This is a genomic window from Sphingobium limneticum, assembly GCF_008710155.1.
Lineage (GTDB): Bacteria > Pseudomonadota > Alphaproteobacteria > Sphingomonadales > Sphingomonadaceae > Sphingobium > Sphingobium limneticum.
Genome location: NZ_VYPZ01000007.1, coordinates 168,592 through 187,840 on the forward strand (window position 1 = coordinate 168,592; position 19,249 = coordinate 187,840).

The following is a 19,249-nucleotide window of genomic DNA, read 5'->3' on the forward strand; positions in this document are numbered from 1 at the left end:
CCGCGCGTCCTTATTTGTCGGAAAGGTCGATCTCGACATCCATGGACAGGCCCACGCGCAACGGATGCGCCGCCAGTTCCTTGGGGTCGAGCGCGATGCGCAGCGGCAGGCGCTGCACCACCTTGATCCAGTTGCCGGTCGCATTCTGCGCCGGGATCAGCGACATGGACGCACCCGTGCCGCCCGAAAAACCGACGACCTTGCCATGATAGACGACGTTGCTGCCATAAAGGTCGGACGTCACCGTGGCGGGCATGCCGACCTTCACGTCGCGCAACTGGCGTTCCTTGAAGTTCGCATCGACATAGACCTGGGTCAGCGGCACGATGCTCATGATCGGGCTGCCCTGCGCCACGCGCTGGCCGACCTGCACCTGCCGCTTGCTGATGACGCCGTCGATCGGCGCGCGGATGACGGAGCGATCGAGGTTCAGCTTCGCCGTATCCAGCTTGGCCTGCGCCGCCATCACCGCCGGGTCCGTGTCGATCGTCGATCCACGCACCAGCGCGTCGTTGGCCGCCAGCTGGCCGCTCGCCGCGCCACGCGTCGCCTGCGCCGTCTGCACCCCGGCACGCGCCAGCTCCAGTGCCGCGCGGGCGGATACATAGGCCTTGCGCGCGCTGGTCACTTCGTCGCCCGACACCGCGCCGTCACCCACCAGCGCCTCGCGCCGTTGCAGGTCGATCCGCGCCTTGTCGAAATCGGCCTGCGCGCTCGTCAGCTGCGCGCGCGCCTGCACGATGTCCGCGCCACGCGCATCCACCTGCGCCGCCAGCGATGTGCTGGTCGCGCTGGTCTGGCGGAACTTGCGCTTGGCTTCGGCCAGATCCGCTTGCGCCTGCGCCACCGCGATCTTCGCGTCGGTCGGGTCCAGCTTCACCAATATGTCGCCGCGCTTCACGGCCTGCGTATCGCTGACCAGAACCTCGGTCGCCTGCGCCGACAACAGCGGCGTGACCTGCGCCATTTCGGCGTTCACATAGGCATTGTCGGTCGCGACATGATTGCGTCCGACCAGCAGATACCAGCCGGCCCACAACACGCCGCCCACGACGACGATCAGGCCCAGCCGGATCAGCCATGTCTTGCGCGCCGACTGGCGGGCATCCTGCTGCGCATCATTGTCCGGCGCGCCATTGTCCGGTGCTGGGGTTTCGGGCGTGGCATCAGCCATTGGGACGATCCTTGGACTGGAAGTCGCTGGCGGCAAAACCGCCGCCCAGCGCACGGATGAGGGCAATATCGGTGGAGAAGGCGCTCGCCTCCAGCCCGGCGAGGGACTGGCGCGCGCCCAGCAATTGATCCTCGACATTCAGCACGTCGAGATAGGTGGAAAGGCCACCCTTGTAGCGTTTCTGCGCAATGCCATAGGCGTCCTGCGACGCGGCGACCGCCGCGCGCGCATCGACCAGTCGCTGGTCCAGCGTCTTGCGCGTGGTCACCGCATCGGCGACCTCCTGATAGGCGGCGAGGACGGTCTTGTCATAGGATGCGACCGCCTCGTCATAGGTTGCCCGCGCGCCGCGATACTGGCCCTGCAACGCCCCGCCGTGGAAGATCGGCAGGCTGATCGCCGGGCCGACATTGCCGAACAGAGATCCCTTGTCGAACAGGCTGTCGATGAAGGGTTTGCGCGTGCCGGTGGCCGACGTGCCGTTGAAGACGGTGTCATAGCCCAGCGACTGGAAACCGACCAGGGCGGACAGGCGAAGCGCCGGGAAGAAATCGGCGCGCGCCACCTTGATCCGCTTGGCTGCCGCTTCGGCACGGGCCAGCGCGGCGGCGATGTCGGGGCGACGGGCGATCAGATTGGTGGTGACGTCGGCAGGCAGGCCCAGCGGCGCCAGCGCGCCAACCTTGGGCCGGCTGATCGACAGGCCACGATCCGGCCCGGCGCCGATCAGCGCCGCGATCTGATGCTGCCGTATTTCGATCGCCATAGTGGCGGCCGCCAGTTGCGCCCGGGCCGACGACACGGTGGCGTCTGCCTGGCGCACGCTGCCGCGCGTATCCAGCCCGTTGCGCTGCCGGTCGGCGGCCAGCTTCTGGCTCGCCATGCGGATGTCCAGCGTCTGCTGCGCGATATCCGCCTCGTCATGCAGCCGCGCCAGATCGGCATAGGCGTCGGCAATGCCGGTGGTCAGCGCCAGCCGCGCCTGCTGCGCATCGATCTGCGCCGCGCGCGTTTCCGACGTGGCGGCGGCCAGTGCCGCCTTGTTCCTGCCCCACAGATCGAGGTCGAAGCCCAGGTCCAGCGCGGCGCGCCCGGTGCCCAGCCAACCTTGCGGCACGAACGCCTTGGGCATGCCCATATTATAGCTTTGCTTGGTCGCGGCGCCACTCGCCTCCAGATCGACCGACGGCAACAGCGCGGCGCCCGCCTGCTGCGCCATGCCGGCCGCCTTGCGGAACCGCGCGCTGGCCGCCGCGACGTCCGGCGACGATCGCAATCCTTCTGCCATCAGCTGATCCAGCTGCGGATCGCCATAGGCCGTCCACCAGCCATCGCCCGGCCAGGCGACCGGCGCGGCCGCCAGGCTGCGCTCCGCCGCCACGCTGGCGGGTGCGCGCAGTTCGGGCTTGGCACCCAGATCGGGGACTGCGGCGCAGGCGGCCAGCAGCATAAGGGAAGAGGCCATACCGCCGACGCGGGCGACTTTGGCAATGCGACTCACGGGCATATCTAACCGTACCATCCAGTATGAATATCGCCATTGCGCCTCGCGCTTGGCCTTGTCAACATAAATAGCGTACTCTATGGTACGATTTGATGACACAGCCTGCCTGCCCTCTTACACCCAGCAAAAGGGAAATCCGCCGCATGGATCGCCGCGACGCGATCCTGACCGTGGCGCAGGGCTATTTCCTCAAACATGGCTTTGCCGGCACCACCATGTCGGGCATCGCTGCCGAGCTTGGCGGGTCGAAGGGCACGTTGTGGAACCACTTCCCGTCGAAGGAAGAATTGTTCGCCGCCGTACTCGACCGGGTGGCCCGCGCCTATCGCGCGCGCTTGTCGCAATTGCTCGATCCGGAAGGGCCGCTGGAGGAGACGCTCAGGACCGTCTGTTTCAGCCTGATCCAGAAGGTAACGTCGACGGAGGCCGGCGCGCTGCATCGGCTCATCATATCGGAAAGCCGCCGTTTTCCCGAACTCGGCCAGATATTCTACGATCTGGCGCCGCAAAATACTCGCCTGCTGCTGGCGGACTTCCTGCAAGGCGCAATGGAGCGGGGCCAGATTCGCAAGGGCGACCCGATCGACGCCGCCCGCGCATTGCTGTCTCTTTCTCTGTCCGGATGCCACCAGCAGATGCTGATCGGCCGGATCGAATATCCCGCACCCAACGAGATCGCTGCCGACGCGGCCTTCGCCGTCGACATCTTCCTGCGCGCCTACGCCGTCCCGGCCTGATCGCCGCTGCGTTAACCATTTCTTCGGGCGCGCTTCCTATCCTGCACCACCATGGCCGGTGCGTATCGGCTGGCGAAAGTGGGACGACATGGCACTCTTCAAGCGCAACCGCATCCGTCACGCAGAACTGGACAGGCTCAACGAGTCGCGCCCGCAACGCCGGCTGCGCCTACTGCTGGTCGATGAAAATCCGACCGCGCGCGCCGTCGCCGCCCGCCGCCTGTCGCACCTCAACTATGATGTGGTGCTGGCCGAAAACGGCTTCATCGCCCTCAACCTGCTCGTCACCCGCCCGGTCGACATCATCCTGATCGACACCAGCCTGACGATGCTGCCCGCCGTCGCCCTGATGCAGAAGATCCGCGCCGCCAATCTGGCCGGCAATGCCTGTTTCGTGATGATCGCCGGTCGCCTCGACAGCCAGTCCATCGTCGAGGCGCTGGATGCCGGCGCCGACGATCATGTCGTAAAGCCTTTCGACTTCGATGTGCTGGATGCGCGCCTGCGCCATTTGTGCCAGCGCGCCGAGCAGGTCGGGGCGCTCGCCCGCCACAATGCCGAGCTGGACGCCCGCATCGCCCGGCGCGCGGTGGAACTGGGCGAAACCCGCGAAGCGCTGCGCGAAATGCAGATCGACCGCGCCCGCCTCGTCTCCTCGATTCAGGCGCTACATGACGAGGTCGAACGGCTACAGGCGGCGCAGGGTTAAATCCCGACCCAGACGGTCAGCCCTTCGCCTTTTTCCGTCGGAAGCCCCTCCGCCACGATCCGCACCGCATCCGCCCGCGCCCGGTCCAGGATCGCCACCGGCACATCCGCCGCATGATAGACCCGATCCGCCTGCGCCAGCATTCGCGCGTCGCGCAGCGTCAGGTCATCCGGATCGTCCGTCCGTAGCCGCAGGACATAAAGTTCGCCGACCATCGCGTCCGGCGCTTCCGACAACCAGAAGTCCACATCAGGATCAAACCCCAGCGGGTCGATCGCCCCGCCCGGCGCCAGCCCCTTGCCGATGGCCTGCCGCCGCTGCGCCGAATCGGGCCATAGCCGCCGCAATGCGCCCCGCGCCGCAAACAGCGCGCGCGCCAGATCGCCCAGATGGGCCGGCAACAACGCTTCCAGCCGCTGCCGCAGTGCCGCCGCCAGCCCGGCCGACGCCCCGCCCGTACCGATGGCGATCAGCACCGGATCGCGATCCACGATCGCCGGCAGGGTGAAGTCGCACAGCGCCGGCCGGTCAGTCGCATTGACCAGTAGGCCGCGCGCCTTCAACCGCGCCACGGTCGCCTCGTCGCCATCCGCCACGATCGCGATCCGGGCATCCGCATCCTCTTCGCCCACGACGATCGCGCCGGCCCGCTCCAGCAGGCGGCGCTTGGCCTCGGCCGCCTCGCCCTCGCCGGTCAGGATGACCGGCCGGCCCGTCAACGCCAGGAAGACGGGCAGGCTCTGCATCAGTTACCGACCCAGTCGGGAATGATATCCGCCGCGATCAGCGCTTCAAGTGGCGGCCGCTCGCGCACCACCGCCCATTTGTCGCCCGACACCAGCACTTCGGGCGTCAGCGGCCGGCTGTTATAGGTGCCCGCCATGGTCGCGCCATAGGCGCCCGCCGTCATGAAGGCGACCAGATCGCCGGCCTGCACCACATCCATGTCGCGGTGCATGGCGAAGGTATCGCCCGTCTCGCACACCGGCCCCACGACATTGGCGGTTTCGCGCACACCGGTCGGCTTTACCGCCCGGATATCATGCCATGCGTCATACAGGCTGGGACGCATCAGGTCGTTCATCGCCGCATCGACGATCACGAAGGGCGCCTGCGCGCCTTGCTTCACCCGCACCACGCGCGACAGCAGCGCGCCCGCATTGCCCACGATCACCCGGCCCGGCTCGAACATCAGGCGCACCGGCCAGCCCTGCGTCACCCGGCACACCATCGCGCCATAGTCGGCAGGGCTGGGCGGCAAAGGCTGGGACGGGTCATAAGGCACGCCCAGGCCACCGCCCAGATCGGCGGTGCGAATGTCATGCCCCGCCGCGCGCAACGCCTCGACCAGCACGCCGACCTTGGTGAACGCCGCCTCCAGCGGAGCCAGATCGGTGAGCTGGCTGCCGATATGCACGGCCACGCCCTGCACATCCAGGCCTGGCAGATCGCGCGCCGCCGCGTAGCTTTCCAGCGCCCGGTCATAGGGAATGCCGAACTTGTTTTCCGACTTGCCGGTCGAAATCTTGGCATGGGTGCCGGCGTCCACATCGGGGTTGATGCGATAGGCGACCGGCGCGCGCTTGCCCATGGACAGCGCGACCTGCGACAGCATTTCCGCTTCCGGCTCGCTTTCCAGATTGAACTGGTAAATGCCCTCGTCCAGCGCCAGCCGCATTTCCTCGGCCGTCTTGCCGACGCCGGAAAAGACGATGCGATCAGCCGGGATGCCCGCCGCGATCGCGCGCAGCAATTCGCCGCCCGACACCACATCCGCGCCCAGCCCCAGCTTCGCCAACGTCGCCAGCACCGCGCCATTGGGATTGGCCTTCACCGCAAAGGCGATCAGCGGATTGTCGAGCGCACTCAGCCCTTCGCGGAACACGCTGACATGGCGCTCCAGCGTCGCGGTCGAATAGACATAGACGGGCGTACCGACCGCATCGGCGATAGCGTCCAGCGGCACCTGCTCCACCTGCATGGCGCCGTTCACATAATCAAAATGGTCCAAAGTCGCTATTCCTGGCTTATTGCGGCTGCTTTTCAGGCGGCAGGTCGAACGGATCGTCGCCGCGCTTGCGGGACTGGGTCAGCAATTCCACGTTGCGCTCCGGCCGTGCCTGAATGGACGGCTGCATCAGTTGCGCAGCGGTCGGCGCGGTCGCGGCGCCCACCGGCACGGCGGGCAGGCTCTGGCCCTTGACCGGTTTTAATGGCTGACGCCCGCCACAGGCGGTCAGCGCCACCGCCATCAATCCCAGCCCGACCAGCGCCTGCGTCTTCATGATCCCAATTCCTTCTTCGCGTCGGCGATCCGCGCCCGCACCTGAGCAGGCGCCGTACCGCCATGGCTTTGCCGGCTGGCGACCGAAGCGTCCACCGTCAACACCGCATAGATGCGATCGTCGATCCGCGCGTCGATGTCCTTCAGCGTCTCCAGCGGCAACTGGTCCAGCGGCACCGCCGCCGCTTCCGCCGCCGCCACCGCGCGCCCGGTGATATGATGCGCCTCGCGGAACGGAATGCCGCCCTCGCGCACCAGCCAGTCGGCCAGGTCCGTCGCGGTCGCAAAGCCGCTTTCGGCCAGCCCGCGCATCCGGTCGGTGCGGAACGTCACCGTCTCGATCATGCCGGTCATCGCCGCGATCGACAGGCCCAGCAGGTCGTGCGCCTCGAACACCGGCGGCTTGTCGTCCTGCATATCCTTGGAATAAGCGAGCGGCAGGCCCTTCATCGTCACGCACAAAGCGGTCATGCAGCCCATGATCCGCCCGGCATGGCCGCGCACCAGTTCGGCAGCATCGGGATTGCGCTTCTGCGGCATGATCGAGCTGCCGGTCGAATAGGCGTCGGGCAATTTGACGAAACCGAAGGGCTGGCTCGCCCAGATGATGAACTCTTCCGCCAGCCGCGACAGGTGCAGCGACGCCTGCGTCGCCGCCATCAGATAATCGAGCGCGAAGTCGCGGTCGCTGACGCTGTCCAGGCTGTTGTCGGTCGGCTTGGCAAAGCCCAGAGCCGCCGCCGTCATATGGCGATCGGTCGGAAATCCGGTCCCGGCCAGCGCGGCCGCGCCCAGCGGGCATTCGTCCGCCCGCGCCCGCGCGTCGGCAAAGCGGCTGCGGTCGCGCCGCACCATTTCATAATAGGCCATCAGATGATGGCCCAGCGTCACCGGCTGCGCGGACTGGAGATGGGTAAAGCCCGGCATCACCGCATCGGCATTGTCTTCCGCCCGCGCCACCAGCGCGCGCTGAAGGCCGAGCAGCCCGGCCTCGACCTCGTCGATGGCATCGCGCACCCACAGGCGGAAATCGGTCGCCACCTGATCGTTGCGGCTGCGCGCGGTGTGCAGGCGCCCGGCCGCCGGGCCGATCAGCTCGGCCAGCCGCGACTCGGTGACCATGTGGATGTCTTCCAGGTCCAGATCGACCGGCACGCCATGGGCTTCATATTCGGCCGCGATCGTGTCGAGTCCCGCGGAAATCGCATCGGCATCCTGCTGCGAAACGATGCCCTGCTTGGCCAGCATCGCGACATGCGCCTTGGACCCTGCGATATCCTGTTTCCACAATCGCTTGTCGAAGGGGATGGAGGCATTTATCTCACGCATTATAGAAGCCGGGCCGGCGGCGAACCGGCCGCCCCACATGCTGTTGGAGCCCTTCCCAGTGATCTCTTCTTCACGCGCGCTAATGATACTGCTCCTGCCTGCCGCTCTGGCGGCCTGCGATAGGCAATCGCCGCCAAAGGAGCAAGCCAATGCAGCCATCAGTGGCGAGGTTGCGACCTCATCGGAAGAAGTGAAGGGCATAGGGTCGAAGGACGGCACGTTCGACTACCGGCTCGACCGCAGCAAGGCGGGCACCCCTGCCCCCGATTTCGCCTTTCTCGACCCCGATGGCGGCAAAAAGACGCTGAAGGATTTCGCCGGCAAGCCGCTGATCGTCAATCTCTGGGCGACCTGGTGCGCGCCCTGCATCGCGGAAATGCCGACGCTGGACAGGATTGCCGCGACCTATGGTCCCAAGGGGCTGACCGTCCTTACCATCTCGCAGGATAATCAGGGGCTAAAGGCCGCCAAGCCCTTCTTCGAAAAACATCCGCTGCCCCATCTCAAGGGCTGGGCCGATCCGGAAAACCATCTGGGCTTCCATTATGCCACCGGCCTCCTCCCCACCACCGTCATCTATGACGCGCAGGGCAAGGAAATGGTGCGCGTGATCGGCGCGATGGATTGGGAAGGCGCTGAGGCGAAGGCGCTGATCGACGCCGCGATAAAATCCTGAATGGCAAAGAGACAGTAAGACGAACGAAGATCAAAAACCCGCCATGCCAGGCGATTGCAAAATGGCATGGCGCGTAAATATAATCATCAGTTGCACCATTTGGTACACAACCAATATGCTGATCGGCTATTTATAGGAAACAATAGAGAAATATTGCGTTTTTAATTCATTTTTTTGCGGTGCAGTAGAGGATTTCACCAACCCGTCCGTCGTCCCCCTTGTCATCTATAATGCATAAACAGGGGGCATGAATGACACGACTGTCCGCACTCAAGCTTTCACTTATCCTCGCATCGTCCTGGTCCGCCTGTGCGCTTGCACAAGAAGCGTCGCAGGAACCGCAGGCCGATCAGGGTGGCGACATCATCGTCACGGGCACGCGCGCCGTTGGCATTTCCGCTGCCGAGTCCGCCGCACCGGTCCAGGTGCTGGGCGAAGAAGCCATCAGCCATGTCGGCCAGCCGAACCTCAACCAGGTTCTCACGCAAATGGTGCCGGGCTTCACCGCCCAGACGCAGGGTACCGATCTTTCCAGCTTCTCGCTGTCGGCCCGTCTTCGCGGCCTCAGCCCCAACCACACGCTGGTCCTGGTCAATGGCAAGCGCCGCCACGGCAACGCCATTCTTCAGGTGATTTCCGGCGCGTTCCAGGGTTCGGCCGCACCCAGCATCGACGTCATCCCGCCCGACGCCATCTCGCGCGTCGAAGTGCTGCAGGAAGGCGCAGCGGCCGTCTACGGCACGGATGCGATCGCGGGCGTCCTCAACTTCATCCTCAAGGATAATAATGAAGGCGGGTCGTTCAAGGTTACCGGCGGTCAATATTATGACAGCGAAGGCGAACTTTTCTCCGCTTCGGGCAATGTCGGCTTCAAACTGGGCGAGGACGGCTATTTCAACCTGACCCTGTTCCATCGCCGCCAGGATTATACCACCGTCGGCAAGGGCCAGGTGCTCGTCACCAAGCAGGACGGCACGCTTCAGCCCAACGCACCGGCCCAATGGTCCAACCTCGCCGGCGACGCGCTGTCGGGCATCAACGGTGGCCAGCCCAAGACCAACCTCAACGTCGCTTTCTACAATATGGGCTATGATTTCGGCGGCGTCGAACTCTACAGCTTCGGCGACTATAGCCGCCGCGAAGGCTGGGCCAAGCAGGGCTACCGCCATCCCAAGCGTATCTGCTACGAAGCCGGCAACACCGGCGGCAACGTAACGGCCGCAGCTTACAACCCCAACATCTGTTACGGCAATACCGGCGTGGTCGGCATGGTGCCGCTGCAGCATGTGATCGAAAATGAATATAGCGTCACCGTCGGCGCCAAGGGCGAATTCGGCGGCGGCTGGAACTACGACGTTAGCGGCACCTATGGCTCGCAAAAGGACGACATCTGGACCGAAGCCTCGGCCCATCGCGAAATCTGGCAGGAAAGCTACCAGAACCAGCTGCGCGGCGTCGGCGTCGCCAACACGCCCAGCAGCGCCTATGACGGCGGGTTCAAGCTGGCCCAGACCACGCTGACCACCGACATCCGCAAGGAATTCGAAGCGGGTCTGGCCAGCCCGATCACGCTCGCCTTCGGTGGCGAATATCGCAAGGACGAATATGAAATCATCGCCGGTGATTCCATCTCGACCTACAAGACCGGCGTTCAGTCCTTCCCCGGTTACAAGGCGAGCGACGCAGGCAAGTTCGATCGCAGTTCCAAGGCAGGCTATATCAACCTGATCGCCAAGCCGACCGACGGCTGGAGCGTCGACCTTGCGGGCCGGTACGAAGATTATACCGATTTCGGCGATACGCTGATCGGCAAGATCACCACCCGCTACGACTTCTCGGATGCCTTCGCCATCCGTGGCACCGCCAGCACGGGCTTCCGTGCGCCCACGCTGCAGGAACAGAAATATTCGACCATCAACGTCGGCCCGACCAGCGCCGTCGCACAGCTGCCCGCCGGCACCCCTGCCGCCGCGTTGCTGGGCTTCGGTCCGCTCGGACCGGAAAAGTCGAAGAATTTCTCGGCCGGCTTCGTGGTTCGCCCGGTCAACAAGCTGGCGATCACGGTCGATGGCTATCTGATCAAGATCAAGGATCGCATCACCGGCACCGCCGCACGCAACGCCGTCCTCAACGGCGTAGCACAGCCCGGCGGCGCAGATATCCTGAACGCCCTGAGCGCTGCGGGCATCGTGCTGGACAGCGCGCTGTTCACCAGCGGCACCATCGGCGTGCAGAGCTTCACCAACGGCGTCGACACCCGCACCTGGGGTATCGACTTCTCGGCCAGCTATCCGGTCGCGCTGGACTTCGGTTCCTTGAACCTGTCGCTGACCGCCAACTATAACAAGACGAAGATCACCAACAACAAGCTGGGCTATCCGCTGTTCAACGCAGCATCGGAAAGCAATATCGAACGTGCCAACCCGGACTATAAGGTCGTCGCCAACGCGCTGTTCAAGAGCGGTCGTTTCGGCCTCAACCTGCGCGAAACCTTCTATGGCAAGACCAGCGTGCTGGTGCGTCCGGCCTTCACCTCCTCCGCTGCCGGGTCGGTCATCATCCCGGACGGCGGTTTCCTGATCGCCGACGGTGCGGTGGTCAACGGCGTGAACGCCAACCAGCTCTACTTCAACGGCGTGGCCAAGGCAGCGGCGATCACCGACCTGGAGGTGAATTACGACTTCACCGACAATGTCACCTTCTCGCTGGGCGCCAACAATCTGTTCAACAAGAAGCCGGAAATCCCCAAGCTGCTCAAGGGCGTAGTCGTTCCGACCGGCGTATCGCCCTACGAAAACGGCTCCGGCTCCTACAGCGCCTCCTATGGCCACAGCGCCTACAGCACCTCGGGCGGCTATTATTACGCTCGTATCGACTTCAAATTCTGATCGAAGTCACAGGCAAGGGCCGGTCCGGCAAGGACCGGCCCTTCGCACTTACAGAGGGGATTGTCATGAAAGCAGCGATTACCGCTTTTCTTCTGGCCGCCATGGCCACCGGATCGGCCGTGGGATCGGCTTCGGCCGCCACCGTCGAACATAAGCAGGCGCCCCGCGCCATGATCGCCAGCGCTGCGATCGTACCGCCCGGCAGCACCTTCTACTATCTCTCCGGCGCCACCGCCGCGCCGATCAATCCCGCCGACACCGACAGCGCGGACGCCTATGGCGATACCGAAGCGCAGGCCCTGTCCATCTTCACCAAGATGAAGGCGCAACTGGCCGAAATGGGCCTGACCATGAGCGACATGGTGAAGCTCACCGTCTTCCTCGTCGGTGATCCCAAAAATGGCGGCAAGATGGACCGCGACGGCCTGACCCGCGCCTATAAGAAATTCTTCGGTACCGCCGACCAACCCAACCTGCCGACCCGCTCCGCCTTCCAGATCACAGCGCTCGCACGGCCGCAGCAATTGATCGAGATAGAGGGCATCGCGGCCAAGGCGCCCTGAGCCGTTCGGGTCGCACCACGGACAAGAGATTCGACATAAGGCAGGGGATATAACGGCAGGGAATTGGGGGCGAGACCCCTGCCGCACCACACTCGCCCGTCCAGACGGGAAGCCAGCATGACAGATTCTACAGCACCCAGCCGCCGTGACCTTTTGACCATGATCGGCAAGGTCGGTGGCGCCGCGGCCATGTATCAGGCGATGACCGCGCTGGGTCACGCCGCCGAAACCCAGTTCAGCGGGCCTCCGGTGCTGAGCGGCGCGAAGCCGGGTGCCTCGGTCGTCATCCTGGGCGCGGGCCTTGCCGGCATGGCAGCCGCCTTTGAGCTGCAAAAGGCGGGCTATGCGGTCAAGATCCTGGAATTTCAAGATCGCCCCGGCGGCCGCAACTATTCGCTGCGCGGTGGCGATACATTCACCGAAAGCGACGGCACGGTGCAGAAGGTGCAGTTCGCGGCCGGCAACTACATCAATCCCGGTCCCTGGCGCATCCCGCACCATCACAAGGCGCTGCTCCATTATTGCCGTCAGTTCGGCGTCGCGCTGGAGCCCTTCATCCAGCTCAACCATAATGGCTTCATCCATTCGACCGAGGCCTTCGGCGGCAAGCCGATGCGCTACAAGGAGGTCGCGACCGACTTTAAGGGCCACACGTCCGAACTGCTGGCCAAGGCGATCAGTGCCAAGGCGCTGGACGACAAGCTGACCGCGCAAGATCAGGAAAAGCTGATGGAGGCGCTGCGCGGCTGGGGCGTGCTGGACAAGAATCTGGCCTATACCAGCAGCCTCAAAGTATCCGCCCAACGCGGCTATGATCAGGCGCCCGGTGGTGGCCGCAACGGCGCACCCACCCCCTCGCAGATCGCCAAGCTGCAGGATGTGCTCGACCCGCAGGTCTGGACCGCCATGTCCTTCTATTTCAGCTATGTCATGCAAACGACCATGTTCCAGCCGGTCGGCGGCATGGACATGATCGGCAAGGCCTTCGCCAGGAAGATCGGCAAGATCGTCACCTATAACGCCAAGGCCACGAAGGTCGCCCAATCGGACAAGGGCGTGACCGTCAGCTACAAGGATGTCGCCACCGGCCAGATGCACGATGTCAGCGCCGACTGGTGCGTCTGCACCATCCCGCTGTCGATCATCAGCCAGGTCGATATGCAGGTATCCCCGGCACTGAAAGCCGCGATGAAGGCCGTGCCCTATGGCGGCCATGTAAAGATCGGCATGGAATTCAAGCGTCGCTTCTGGGAAGAAGACGACAATATCTACGGCGGTCACAGCTTCACCGACCAGACCATTACCCAGCTATCCTACCCCAATGACAAGATGTTCGGGCAAGGGCCAGCCGTGCTGCTGGGTGCCTTCGCCCGCGACCTGGCCGGCTTCCAGCTGGCCAGCATGACGCCGCAACAGCGTATCGAAACCGCATTGAAACAGGGCGAAGTCTTCCATCCCCAATATCGCAAGGAATATCTGAACGGCGTGTCCGTGCCCTGGAGCCGCGTGCCCTGGATCCTGGGCTGCACCTCCGCCTGGAGCGATGAGAACCGCAAGGCGCATTATAAAAATCTCGTCACGCTCGATAACCGGGTGGTTCTGGCCGGCGAACATGCCAGCTATTATGGCGGCTGGATGGAAGGGTCGATCCTGTCGGGTATCGACGCCATCACCCAGATTCACGAACGAGCGCAGGCCGCCTGATGCGTGGCCCCCTGCTGCGCCTGGCCGCGCTCACTGCGCTGGCCGCCGCGCCCGCCATGGCGGATTCGCCCGGCGGCCGCCCGGTCAAGATCGCCCTGCCGGATGGCGAGCAGGTCTATAATCAGATCTGCGCCGCCTGCCATCTGGACAAGGCGCAGGGTTCGCCCGACGGCACCGTTCCGGCGCTGGCCCATAATGCCAAGCTGGCCGACGCCAATTATCCGATCACCGTGGTCATGAAGGGCCAGGGCGGCATGCCCTGGTTCTCCGAAATGCTCACCCCGGCGCAGGTCGCATCGGTCGTCGGCTATGTCCGCACCCATTTCGACAACAGCTATCCCGAACCCGTCAGCGAAATCGATGTGAAGCGCATCGCCGCACAGGGAAGCGAAGAATGACCGGCGCCAGCCTTTCCCGCCGCATGCTCATGCGTGGCGCGATCGCCGCTGCTGGTGCGGCCAGCGCCGCCCCCGCCCTTGCCCAGCGCGGGCGAAAGGTCGCCCTGCCCGACGATCCAGCCGCCATGGTGGCGACGCTGACCGACGCGGTCTATATCAACAGCAACGAAAATCCGCTCGGCCCCTGCTCCGCCGCATTGGAAGCATTGAGCGGCCTCGACAGGCTGTCCGGCCGCTATGGCATGGCCTTCGCCGCGCAGCTGGAACGGCTGCTCGCCCGGCAGAATGGCCTGAAGCCGGAGGAGGTGCAGGTCCATCCCGGCTCCTTCATGACGCTGCGTTCAGTGGCCCTGACCTATTCGTCGCAGGACCGGCCGATCGCCTTTTTCGAACCGACGTTCGACAGCGGATTCGTGGGCAAGGGGAACAAGGTCGTCACCGGCGCCGTCCCAATCCCATTGTCGGGCGATTTCCGCGGCGACCTGCGCCAGATGCTCGCCGCCGCGCCCAATGCCGGCGTCTATTATATCTGCAATCCCAACAATCCGACCGGCCTCGTCACGCCCCGCGCCGACATCGAATGGCTGCTCGCCAACAAACCTGCCGGATCGGTGCTGCTGATCGACGAAGCCTATATCCATTTCAGCGACGCACCATCCTGCCTCGATCTGGTGGCGAAGGGCGCGGACGTGCTGGTCGCGCGGACCTTCTCGAAAATCTATGGGCTGGCCGGCCTGCGCTGCGGCCTCATCGCCGGACGGCAGGATCTGCTCGACGGCATGGCCGATTATGGCGTCAACATCACGCCCATGCCCGCCGTCGTCGCGGCCGAAGCCAGCCTGCTCGACCCCAAATTGCTGCCGGATCGCAAGGCCTATAACAAGGCGGTGCGCGACGATCTCTTCGCCTGGGTCGACCGGCGCGGCATCCGTTATCTGCCGAGCGAAGGCAGTTTCGCGATGATCCATGTCGGTCGCCCCGGCGCGGCGGTGACGGCGGCGCTCGCCGCGCAGAAAATCTTCATCGGCGGCCCGCGCAAACATATGGACGACTGGGTCCGCGTCTCCTTCGGCACCCCGGCGGAAATGCAGGCGTTCAAGATCGCCTTCGCCAAGGTCATGGCATGACCCTGTCTCGCCGTCAGGCGCTGGGCGCGGCGATCGCCGTCCCGCTGGCGGCGCAGGCCGCCCGCGCGGCCAGCACCGCGCCCAGCCTGCCGGACAAGAGCAGTTTTGCGCCCACCCCCATCGCCTATCTCGACAATGCCTCCACCCACCCGATCAGCCTGGGCGCGCGCGCGGCGATGGACGCCTATGTCGCCGCCCGCACGCTCGATCCTCTTGCCGCCGCGCGCAAACCGGTCGATCGCGCCGCCACCCTCGCCAAATTCGCCCGACTGGTGAATGCCGATCCGGACGAAGTCACCTGGGTCCAATCCACCACCATGGGCGAACAGGCGATCCTGCGCGCACTCGGCTTTCCGCACGCAAAAGGCCGCGTCGTCACCGACACGCTGCATTTCTACGCCGGCTTCCCCATGTATCAGGAACTGGCGAAACAGGGCATGGACGTGGCTTGGGTGCAGGCCCGCGACGGCCGCATCCACATGGAGGATATGGCCAAGGCCATCACGCCGGGCACGAAACTGGTCAGCCTCTCGCTCGTCTCGACCTATAATGGCTTCCATCACGATCTGAAGGCCGTGTGCGATCTGGCCCATGCCGCCGGTGCGCTGGTCTATGCCGACATCATCCATGCCGCCGGCGCCGTGCCCGTAGACCTCCATGGCAGCACCGTCGATTTCGCCGCCTGCGCCACCTATAAATGGCTGATGGGCGATTTCGGGCTGGGCTTCCTCTACGCCCGGCGCGGCTTGCTCGATGCCTTGCCGTTAGCGGACTTCGGCTATTATGGTTTCGCCGCGCCCGGCGCGCCGCCCGGTATCGGCCTGTCGCCGCCGGAAACCCATATCTATCCCATGGATCCGCCGGGCAACGCACCGGTCAGCTACAGCGTCCGCCCCGGAACGCTTGGCCATTTCGGTACCGGCACCTATGCGCAATCGGTTATCCCGGCGATCGACCATGGCCTCGACTATATCGGCGCGATCGGCGTCCCGGCGATCCAGTCTCACGCCCAAAGCCTGATTGCCCCGTTATGCGACGGCATAAAGGCCAAGGGCTACACCATCATCACCCCGCCCGGCACGAAGACGCCGATCCTGACTGCCCTGCACCCCCAGGCCAAGGCCCGTCTGAGCGAGCCTATGGCGAAGGCGCAGGTCCGCATTTCACTCCACGACCATCATTTCCGCATCGCCCCTTCGGTCTTCAACGATATGGCTGATGTGGACCGCCTGCTCGCCGCGCTCCCGCGCGCCTGATCCTGTACGGAGAGACTTATGAAGCGCCTTCTCGCCACCGCCCTGTTGCTGGCCGCCACACCAGCCTTCGCCCAGCCCGCTGCGGCGCCCCAACCCTTGCCCGCCAAGCTGCCCTTCTCCCCTTCGATACGCGTGGGCGATATCCTGTTCATGTCCGGCCAGATCGGCCAGGTGCCAGAGGGGATGGACAAGCATAAGGAAGGGTTCGACGCCGCTGTCAAAGGCGCGATGGATTCTATCGGCAAGATCCTGAAGGACAATGGCCTCGACTATGGCCATGTCGTCAAATGCACGGTGATGCTGGACGACATGACCGACTGGCCGCGCTTCAACGCCGCCTATCTCCCCTATTTCGAAGGCAAGCGCCTCCCCACCCGCAGCGCTTTCGGTGCGGACGGCCTGGCGCTCGGCGCCCCGCTCGAAGTGGAATGTATCGCTGCCTTCAAATAGACGCTGCGCTTTACACAGTCGTCACCCCGGACTTGATCCGGGGTTCCGCTGCCTTGGCTTCAGTCCGGTCCAAGCAAACAGAAGCCAGATCAAGCCTGTTCCGAGCCTGCCGAAGGGCAACGGCATGACGATAGGCTGCGGCAGCCGGAAATATTCGTCTATATCTGCCGCTTGGCGTTGAAGGGCGGAACGATCTTGCAACGATAGGACCGCGTTTCGTCGATCAGGCCGGCATGCAATTGCGTCGACAGGATCAGGGTCGTCCGGTCCAGCCGCTCGACCCGGCGCGTATCGCTCAATATGCCGCTGATCATCCCGCCGCCCTGCTTGACCAGCGTGATGGTCGCATCGTCCTGCGCTGCAATCTTGTTCCAGTCGCCACCGGCATCGCGCCAGCGCCCACCGGTAAAGTCGATGACGATCTCCCGCACCGACCGGTCATCGGCAGTACAGGACAGGCCCCTGCTGTCCGACACGGTTGGGGCGATAGCGGGCGGCGCAACAACAGGCGGCGCGACAGGAGCCGGCACGGCCGGCGGCGTCGCGGCCATCACAACCGGCGCAGCCAGGAACATCAACATCGACAAGGCCAGTCTCTCAACCATGGCCCGATGATATCAGACCTGCACGCCAAGCGATAGCACCGGTCAAATCGGCAGCGCCTCTCGCACCACCAGCACCGGCACGCCATCGCGCACCGGAAAGGCCAGCCCCGCCGCGCCGGACAACAACGCTCCCCGCGCCGCGTCCCAGCGCAGCGGCGTGCGTGTCACCGGGCAGACCAGCTTGTTCAGCAGCCAAGGGTCGATGGGCGCGCCTTCGTTCACGGCAACATCGCTCATTGCATCGTCGCGCTACCATCGCGCTCTATCCGGCCGACGATCTGCATCAACTGGATGATCCGGTCCGCCCGCTCGGACAGGCTATCGGCCTCCAGCAATGTCTGCTTGGCCGCCGGATCGAACGGCACGATCTGGGCGATGCCGTTGACCAGCGCCGTATCGTCCAGCCGCGACACCGCCGTCCAATCCACCACATAGCCCAGCGTGTCGGCAAAGCGGCGCGATTCCTGTTCCAGCGCCGCCCGCTCGACCGCGCGCAGCACCTCGTCTTCCTGCGGCGCCTGCTCGACATGCGCCTCGATCTGGCGGAACTGGGTGGATACCGTCAATTCCCGCACCACGCGGAACCGGGCAAGGCCCGTCAGCACGATGTTGAACCGCCCGTCGTCCAACGCCTCGATCTGGCTGACATGGCCCAGGCATCCGACATCGAACAAGGTCGGCACCGGGCCGACCCCGCGCGGCTGGATCATCCCGATCCGCCGGTCACGCGCCATGACGTCATGGATCAAAGCCCGATATCGCGGCTCGAAAATATGCAGCGGCAGGTCCATGCCCGGCAACAGCAGTGCGCCGGACAGAGGAAAGATGGAGACGCGGGCGACGGGCATGCGCGTTACGAAAACAGGATCTGCGACAGCTTGCGCCGCTGCGCCGACACCCACGGATCTTCCAGACCCACCGCGTCGAATATGGTCAGCAATTGCGCCCGCGCCGCACCGTCATTCCACGCCCGGTCGCGCCGCACGATCTCCAGCAGCGCTTCGGCCGCGCCGTCGCGATCGCCATTGGCCATCAAGCCGCCGGCCAGCTCGAACCGCGCCTCATGATCGTCGCCATCGGCATCCACTCGCGCCTGCACGCCCGACAGGTCGGCCACCGGCTTGACGTCCCGCGCCAGGGCGATCGCGGCACGCGCCTGGTCGATCGCGACATTCTTCGCGACATCGGCGGGCAGCGCGGCCAGCACCGCTTCCGCCTCGTCCAGCTGCCCCAGCGCCACCAGCGCCCGCGCCAGACCGGACGCCACCTCGACATTGTCGGGCACCATCTCGGCCAGCTGGCCGAACACCGACAGGGCGCGTTCGGCATCGCCAGCCGCCAGCACTTCCTCACCCATGGCGATCAGCGGCGCGATTTCCTGCAGCTGCGCCTTTTCGTCGGATTCGATCGGCAATTGCGACAGCAGCTGATCCAGATATTGCTTCAGCTGCCCTTCGGTCCGCGCTTGGCTCAGGTCGGCGACCGGCTGGCCCTGGAACACGGCATAGACGGTCGGGATCGACTGCACCCGGAACTGGCTGGCGATAAAGCCATTTTCGTCGACATTGACCTTGACCAGCTTCACGCCCTTGGGCGCATATTCCGCGCACACCTTCTCGATCACCGGGGTCAGCTGCTTGCACGGGCCGCACCATTCGGCCCAGAAATCGACGATCACCAGGCTCGTGCGCGAAGGCTCGACCACATCCTGGCGAAACGCCTCCACGGCCGCCTTGTCAGCCTCGCTCAATCCCAGGGTCGCCACGCTTATAATCTCCTGCCAATGCGGTCATTCACCGCCGTCATACCGCGCCTTATGTGGGGCGTCACCCCTTGCGGACAAGA

At 64.8% G+C, this 19,249-nt stretch carries 20 protein-coding genes; 10 read left to right on the forward strand and 10 right to left on the reverse strand.

The features are described 5' to 3' along the window. Window positions 1-10: 10 nt before the first annotated feature. Together F4U94_RS11140 and F4U94_RS11145 are read right to left on the reverse strand one after the other, a co-directional pair. The gene (locus F4U94_RS11140; RefSeq protein WP_120250842.1) at window positions 11-1,174 is read right to left on the reverse strand and encodes an EmrA/EmrK family multidrug efflux transporter periplasmic adaptor subunit; all 1,164 of its coding nucleotides are present in this window, start codon (window positions 1,172-1,174) and stop codon (window positions 11-13) included. After that, window positions 1,167-2,681: an efflux transporter outer membrane subunit gene (locus tag F4U94_RS11145; RefSeq protein ID WP_150411907.1), complete on the reverse strand. Its 1,515-nt coding sequence runs from the start codon at window positions 2,679-2,681 to the stop codon at window positions 1,167-1,169. The genes F4U94_RS11140 and F4U94_RS11145 overlap by 8 nt, the downstream gene beginning before the upstream one ends. Window positions 2,682-2,770: 89 nt before the next feature. On the opposite strand from F4U94_RS11145, the gene F4U94_RS11150 reads away from it, so the two are divergent. Further along, window positions 2,771-3,415, forward strand: a complete 645-nt coding sequence (locus F4U94_RS11150) for a TetR/AcrR family transcriptional regulator (protein WP_150411908.1) — start codon at window positions 2,771-2,773, stop codon at window positions 3,413-3,415. Between the two features lie 88 nt (window positions 3,416-3,503). Beyond that, window positions 3,504-4,124: a response regulator transcription factor gene (locus tag F4U94_RS11155; RefSeq protein WP_120250845.1), complete on the forward strand. Its 621-nt coding sequence runs from the start codon at window positions 3,504-3,506 to the stop codon at window positions 4,122-4,124. On the opposite strand, the gene F4U94_RS11160 is transcribed toward F4U94_RS11155, so the two are convergent. From F4U94_RS11160 to argH, 4 genes are read right to left on the reverse strand one after another with little or no spacing between them, the layout of a single operon-like run. After that, window positions 4,121-4,870, reverse strand: coding sequence for a precorrin-2 dehydrogenase/sirohydrochlorin ferrochelatase family protein (locus F4U94_RS11160; protein ID WP_120250846.1), 750 nt, complete (start codon window positions 4,868-4,870; stop codon window positions 4,121-4,123). The genes F4U94_RS11155 and F4U94_RS11160 overlap by 4 nt on opposite strands. Next, a complete protein-coding gene (gene lysA, locus F4U94_RS11165) occupies window positions 4,870-6,135 on the reverse strand; it encodes a diaminopimelate decarboxylase (protein ID WP_120250847.1) in 1,266 nt (421 codons plus the stop codon). Before lysA ends, F4U94_RS11160 begins: the two co-directional genes overlap by 1 nt. 16 nt (window positions 6,136-6,151) lie before the next feature. Beyond that, the gene (locus F4U94_RS11170; protein ID WP_120250848.1) at window positions 6,152-6,409 is read right to left on the reverse strand and encodes a hypothetical protein; all 258 of its coding nucleotides are present in this window, start codon (window positions 6,407-6,409) and stop codon (window positions 6,152-6,154) included. Then, entirely contained in the window at window positions 6,406-7,776 is a 1,371-nt protein-coding gene (argH, locus tag F4U94_RS11175) for an argininosuccinate lyase (RefSeq protein WP_120250849.1), read from the reverse strand. Before argH ends, F4U94_RS11170 begins: the two co-directional genes overlap by 4 nt. A gap of 43 nt (window positions 7,777-7,819) precedes the next feature. On the opposite strand from argH, the gene F4U94_RS11180 reads away from it, so the two are divergent. From F4U94_RS11180 to F4U94_RS11215, 8 genes are all read left to right on the forward strand, one after another. Next, window positions 7,820-8,413, forward strand: coding sequence for a TlpA family protein disulfide reductase (locus F4U94_RS11180; protein WP_150411909.1), 594 nt, complete (start codon window positions 7,820-7,822; stop codon window positions 8,411-8,413). A 251-nt stretch (window positions 8,414-8,664) separates the two neighbouring features. Next, on the forward strand, window positions 8,665-11,301 hold the full coding sequence (locus tag F4U94_RS11185) for a TonB-dependent receptor plug domain-containing protein (RefSeq protein WP_120250850.1): 2,637 nt from the start codon (window positions 8,665-8,667) through the stop codon (window positions 11,299-11,301). A gap of 65 nt (window positions 11,302-11,366) precedes the next feature. Further along, the gene (locus tag F4U94_RS11190) at window positions 11,367-11,864 is read left to right on the forward strand and encodes a RidA family protein (RefSeq protein WP_120250851.1); all 498 of its coding nucleotides are present in this window, start codon (window positions 11,367-11,369) and stop codon (window positions 11,862-11,864) included. 117 nt (window positions 11,865-11,981) lie between these two features. Then, complete coding sequence (locus F4U94_RS11195) at window positions 11,982-13,568, forward strand: flavin monoamine oxidase family protein (protein ID WP_120250852.1); 1,587 nt, start codon at window positions 11,982-11,984, stop codon at window positions 13,566-13,568. Continuing rightward, the gene (locus tag F4U94_RS11200; protein WP_120250853.1) at window positions 13,568-13,966 is read left to right on the forward strand and encodes a c-type cytochrome; all 399 of its coding nucleotides are present in this window, start codon (window positions 13,568-13,570) and stop codon (window positions 13,964-13,966) included. The genes F4U94_RS11195 and F4U94_RS11200 overlap by 1 nt, the downstream gene beginning before the upstream one ends. Further along, on the forward strand, window positions 13,963-15,093 hold the full coding sequence (locus F4U94_RS11205) for an aminotransferase class I/II-fold pyridoxal phosphate-dependent enzyme (protein ID WP_120250854.1): 1,131 nt from the start codon (window positions 13,963-13,965) through the stop codon (window positions 15,091-15,093). Before F4U94_RS11200 ends, F4U94_RS11205 begins: the two co-directional genes overlap by 4 nt. Beyond that, the gene (locus tag F4U94_RS11210) at window positions 15,090-16,349 is read left to right on the forward strand and encodes an aminotransferase class V-fold PLP-dependent enzyme (protein ID WP_120250855.1); all 1,260 of its coding nucleotides are present in this window, start codon (window positions 15,090-15,092) and stop codon (window positions 16,347-16,349) included. Before F4U94_RS11205 ends, F4U94_RS11210 begins: the two co-directional genes overlap by 4 nt. 18 nt (window positions 16,350-16,367) lie before the next feature. Next, the gene (locus tag F4U94_RS11215; RefSeq protein ID WP_120250856.1) at window positions 16,368-16,799 is read left to right on the forward strand and encodes a RidA family protein; all 432 of its coding nucleotides are present in this window, start codon (window positions 16,368-16,370) and stop codon (window positions 16,797-16,799) included. A gap of 158 nt (window positions 16,800-16,957) precedes the next feature. Here F4U94_RS11215 and F4U94_RS11220 read toward each other — a convergent pair whose 3' ends face one another. From F4U94_RS11220 to F4U94_RS11235, 4 genes are read right to left on the reverse strand one after another with little or no spacing between them, the layout of a single operon-like run. Then, window positions 16,958-17,404: a hypothetical protein gene (locus F4U94_RS11220; protein WP_145986230.1), complete on the reverse strand. Its 447-nt coding sequence runs from the start codon at window positions 17,402-17,404 to the stop codon at window positions 16,958-16,960. A gap of 42 nt (window positions 17,405-17,446) precedes the next feature. Then, window positions 17,447-17,641 (reverse strand): Trm112 family protein, encoded by a 195-nt coding sequence (locus F4U94_RS11225; RefSeq protein WP_120250858.1) that lies wholly within the window; start codon window positions 17,639-17,641, stop codon window positions 17,447-17,449. Continuing rightward, window positions 17,638-18,252, reverse strand: a complete 615-nt coding sequence (locus F4U94_RS11230; protein WP_120250859.1) for an LON peptidase substrate-binding domain-containing protein — start codon at window positions 18,250-18,252, stop codon at window positions 17,638-17,640. Before F4U94_RS11230 ends, F4U94_RS11225 begins: the two co-directional genes overlap by 4 nt. Before the next feature lie 5 nt (window positions 18,253-18,257). Beyond that, complete coding sequence (locus tag F4U94_RS11235; protein ID WP_120250860.1) at window positions 18,258-19,169, reverse strand: tetratricopeptide repeat protein; 912 nt, start codon at window positions 19,167-19,169, stop codon at window positions 18,258-18,260. Window positions 19,170-19,249 lie beyond the last annotated feature (80 nt).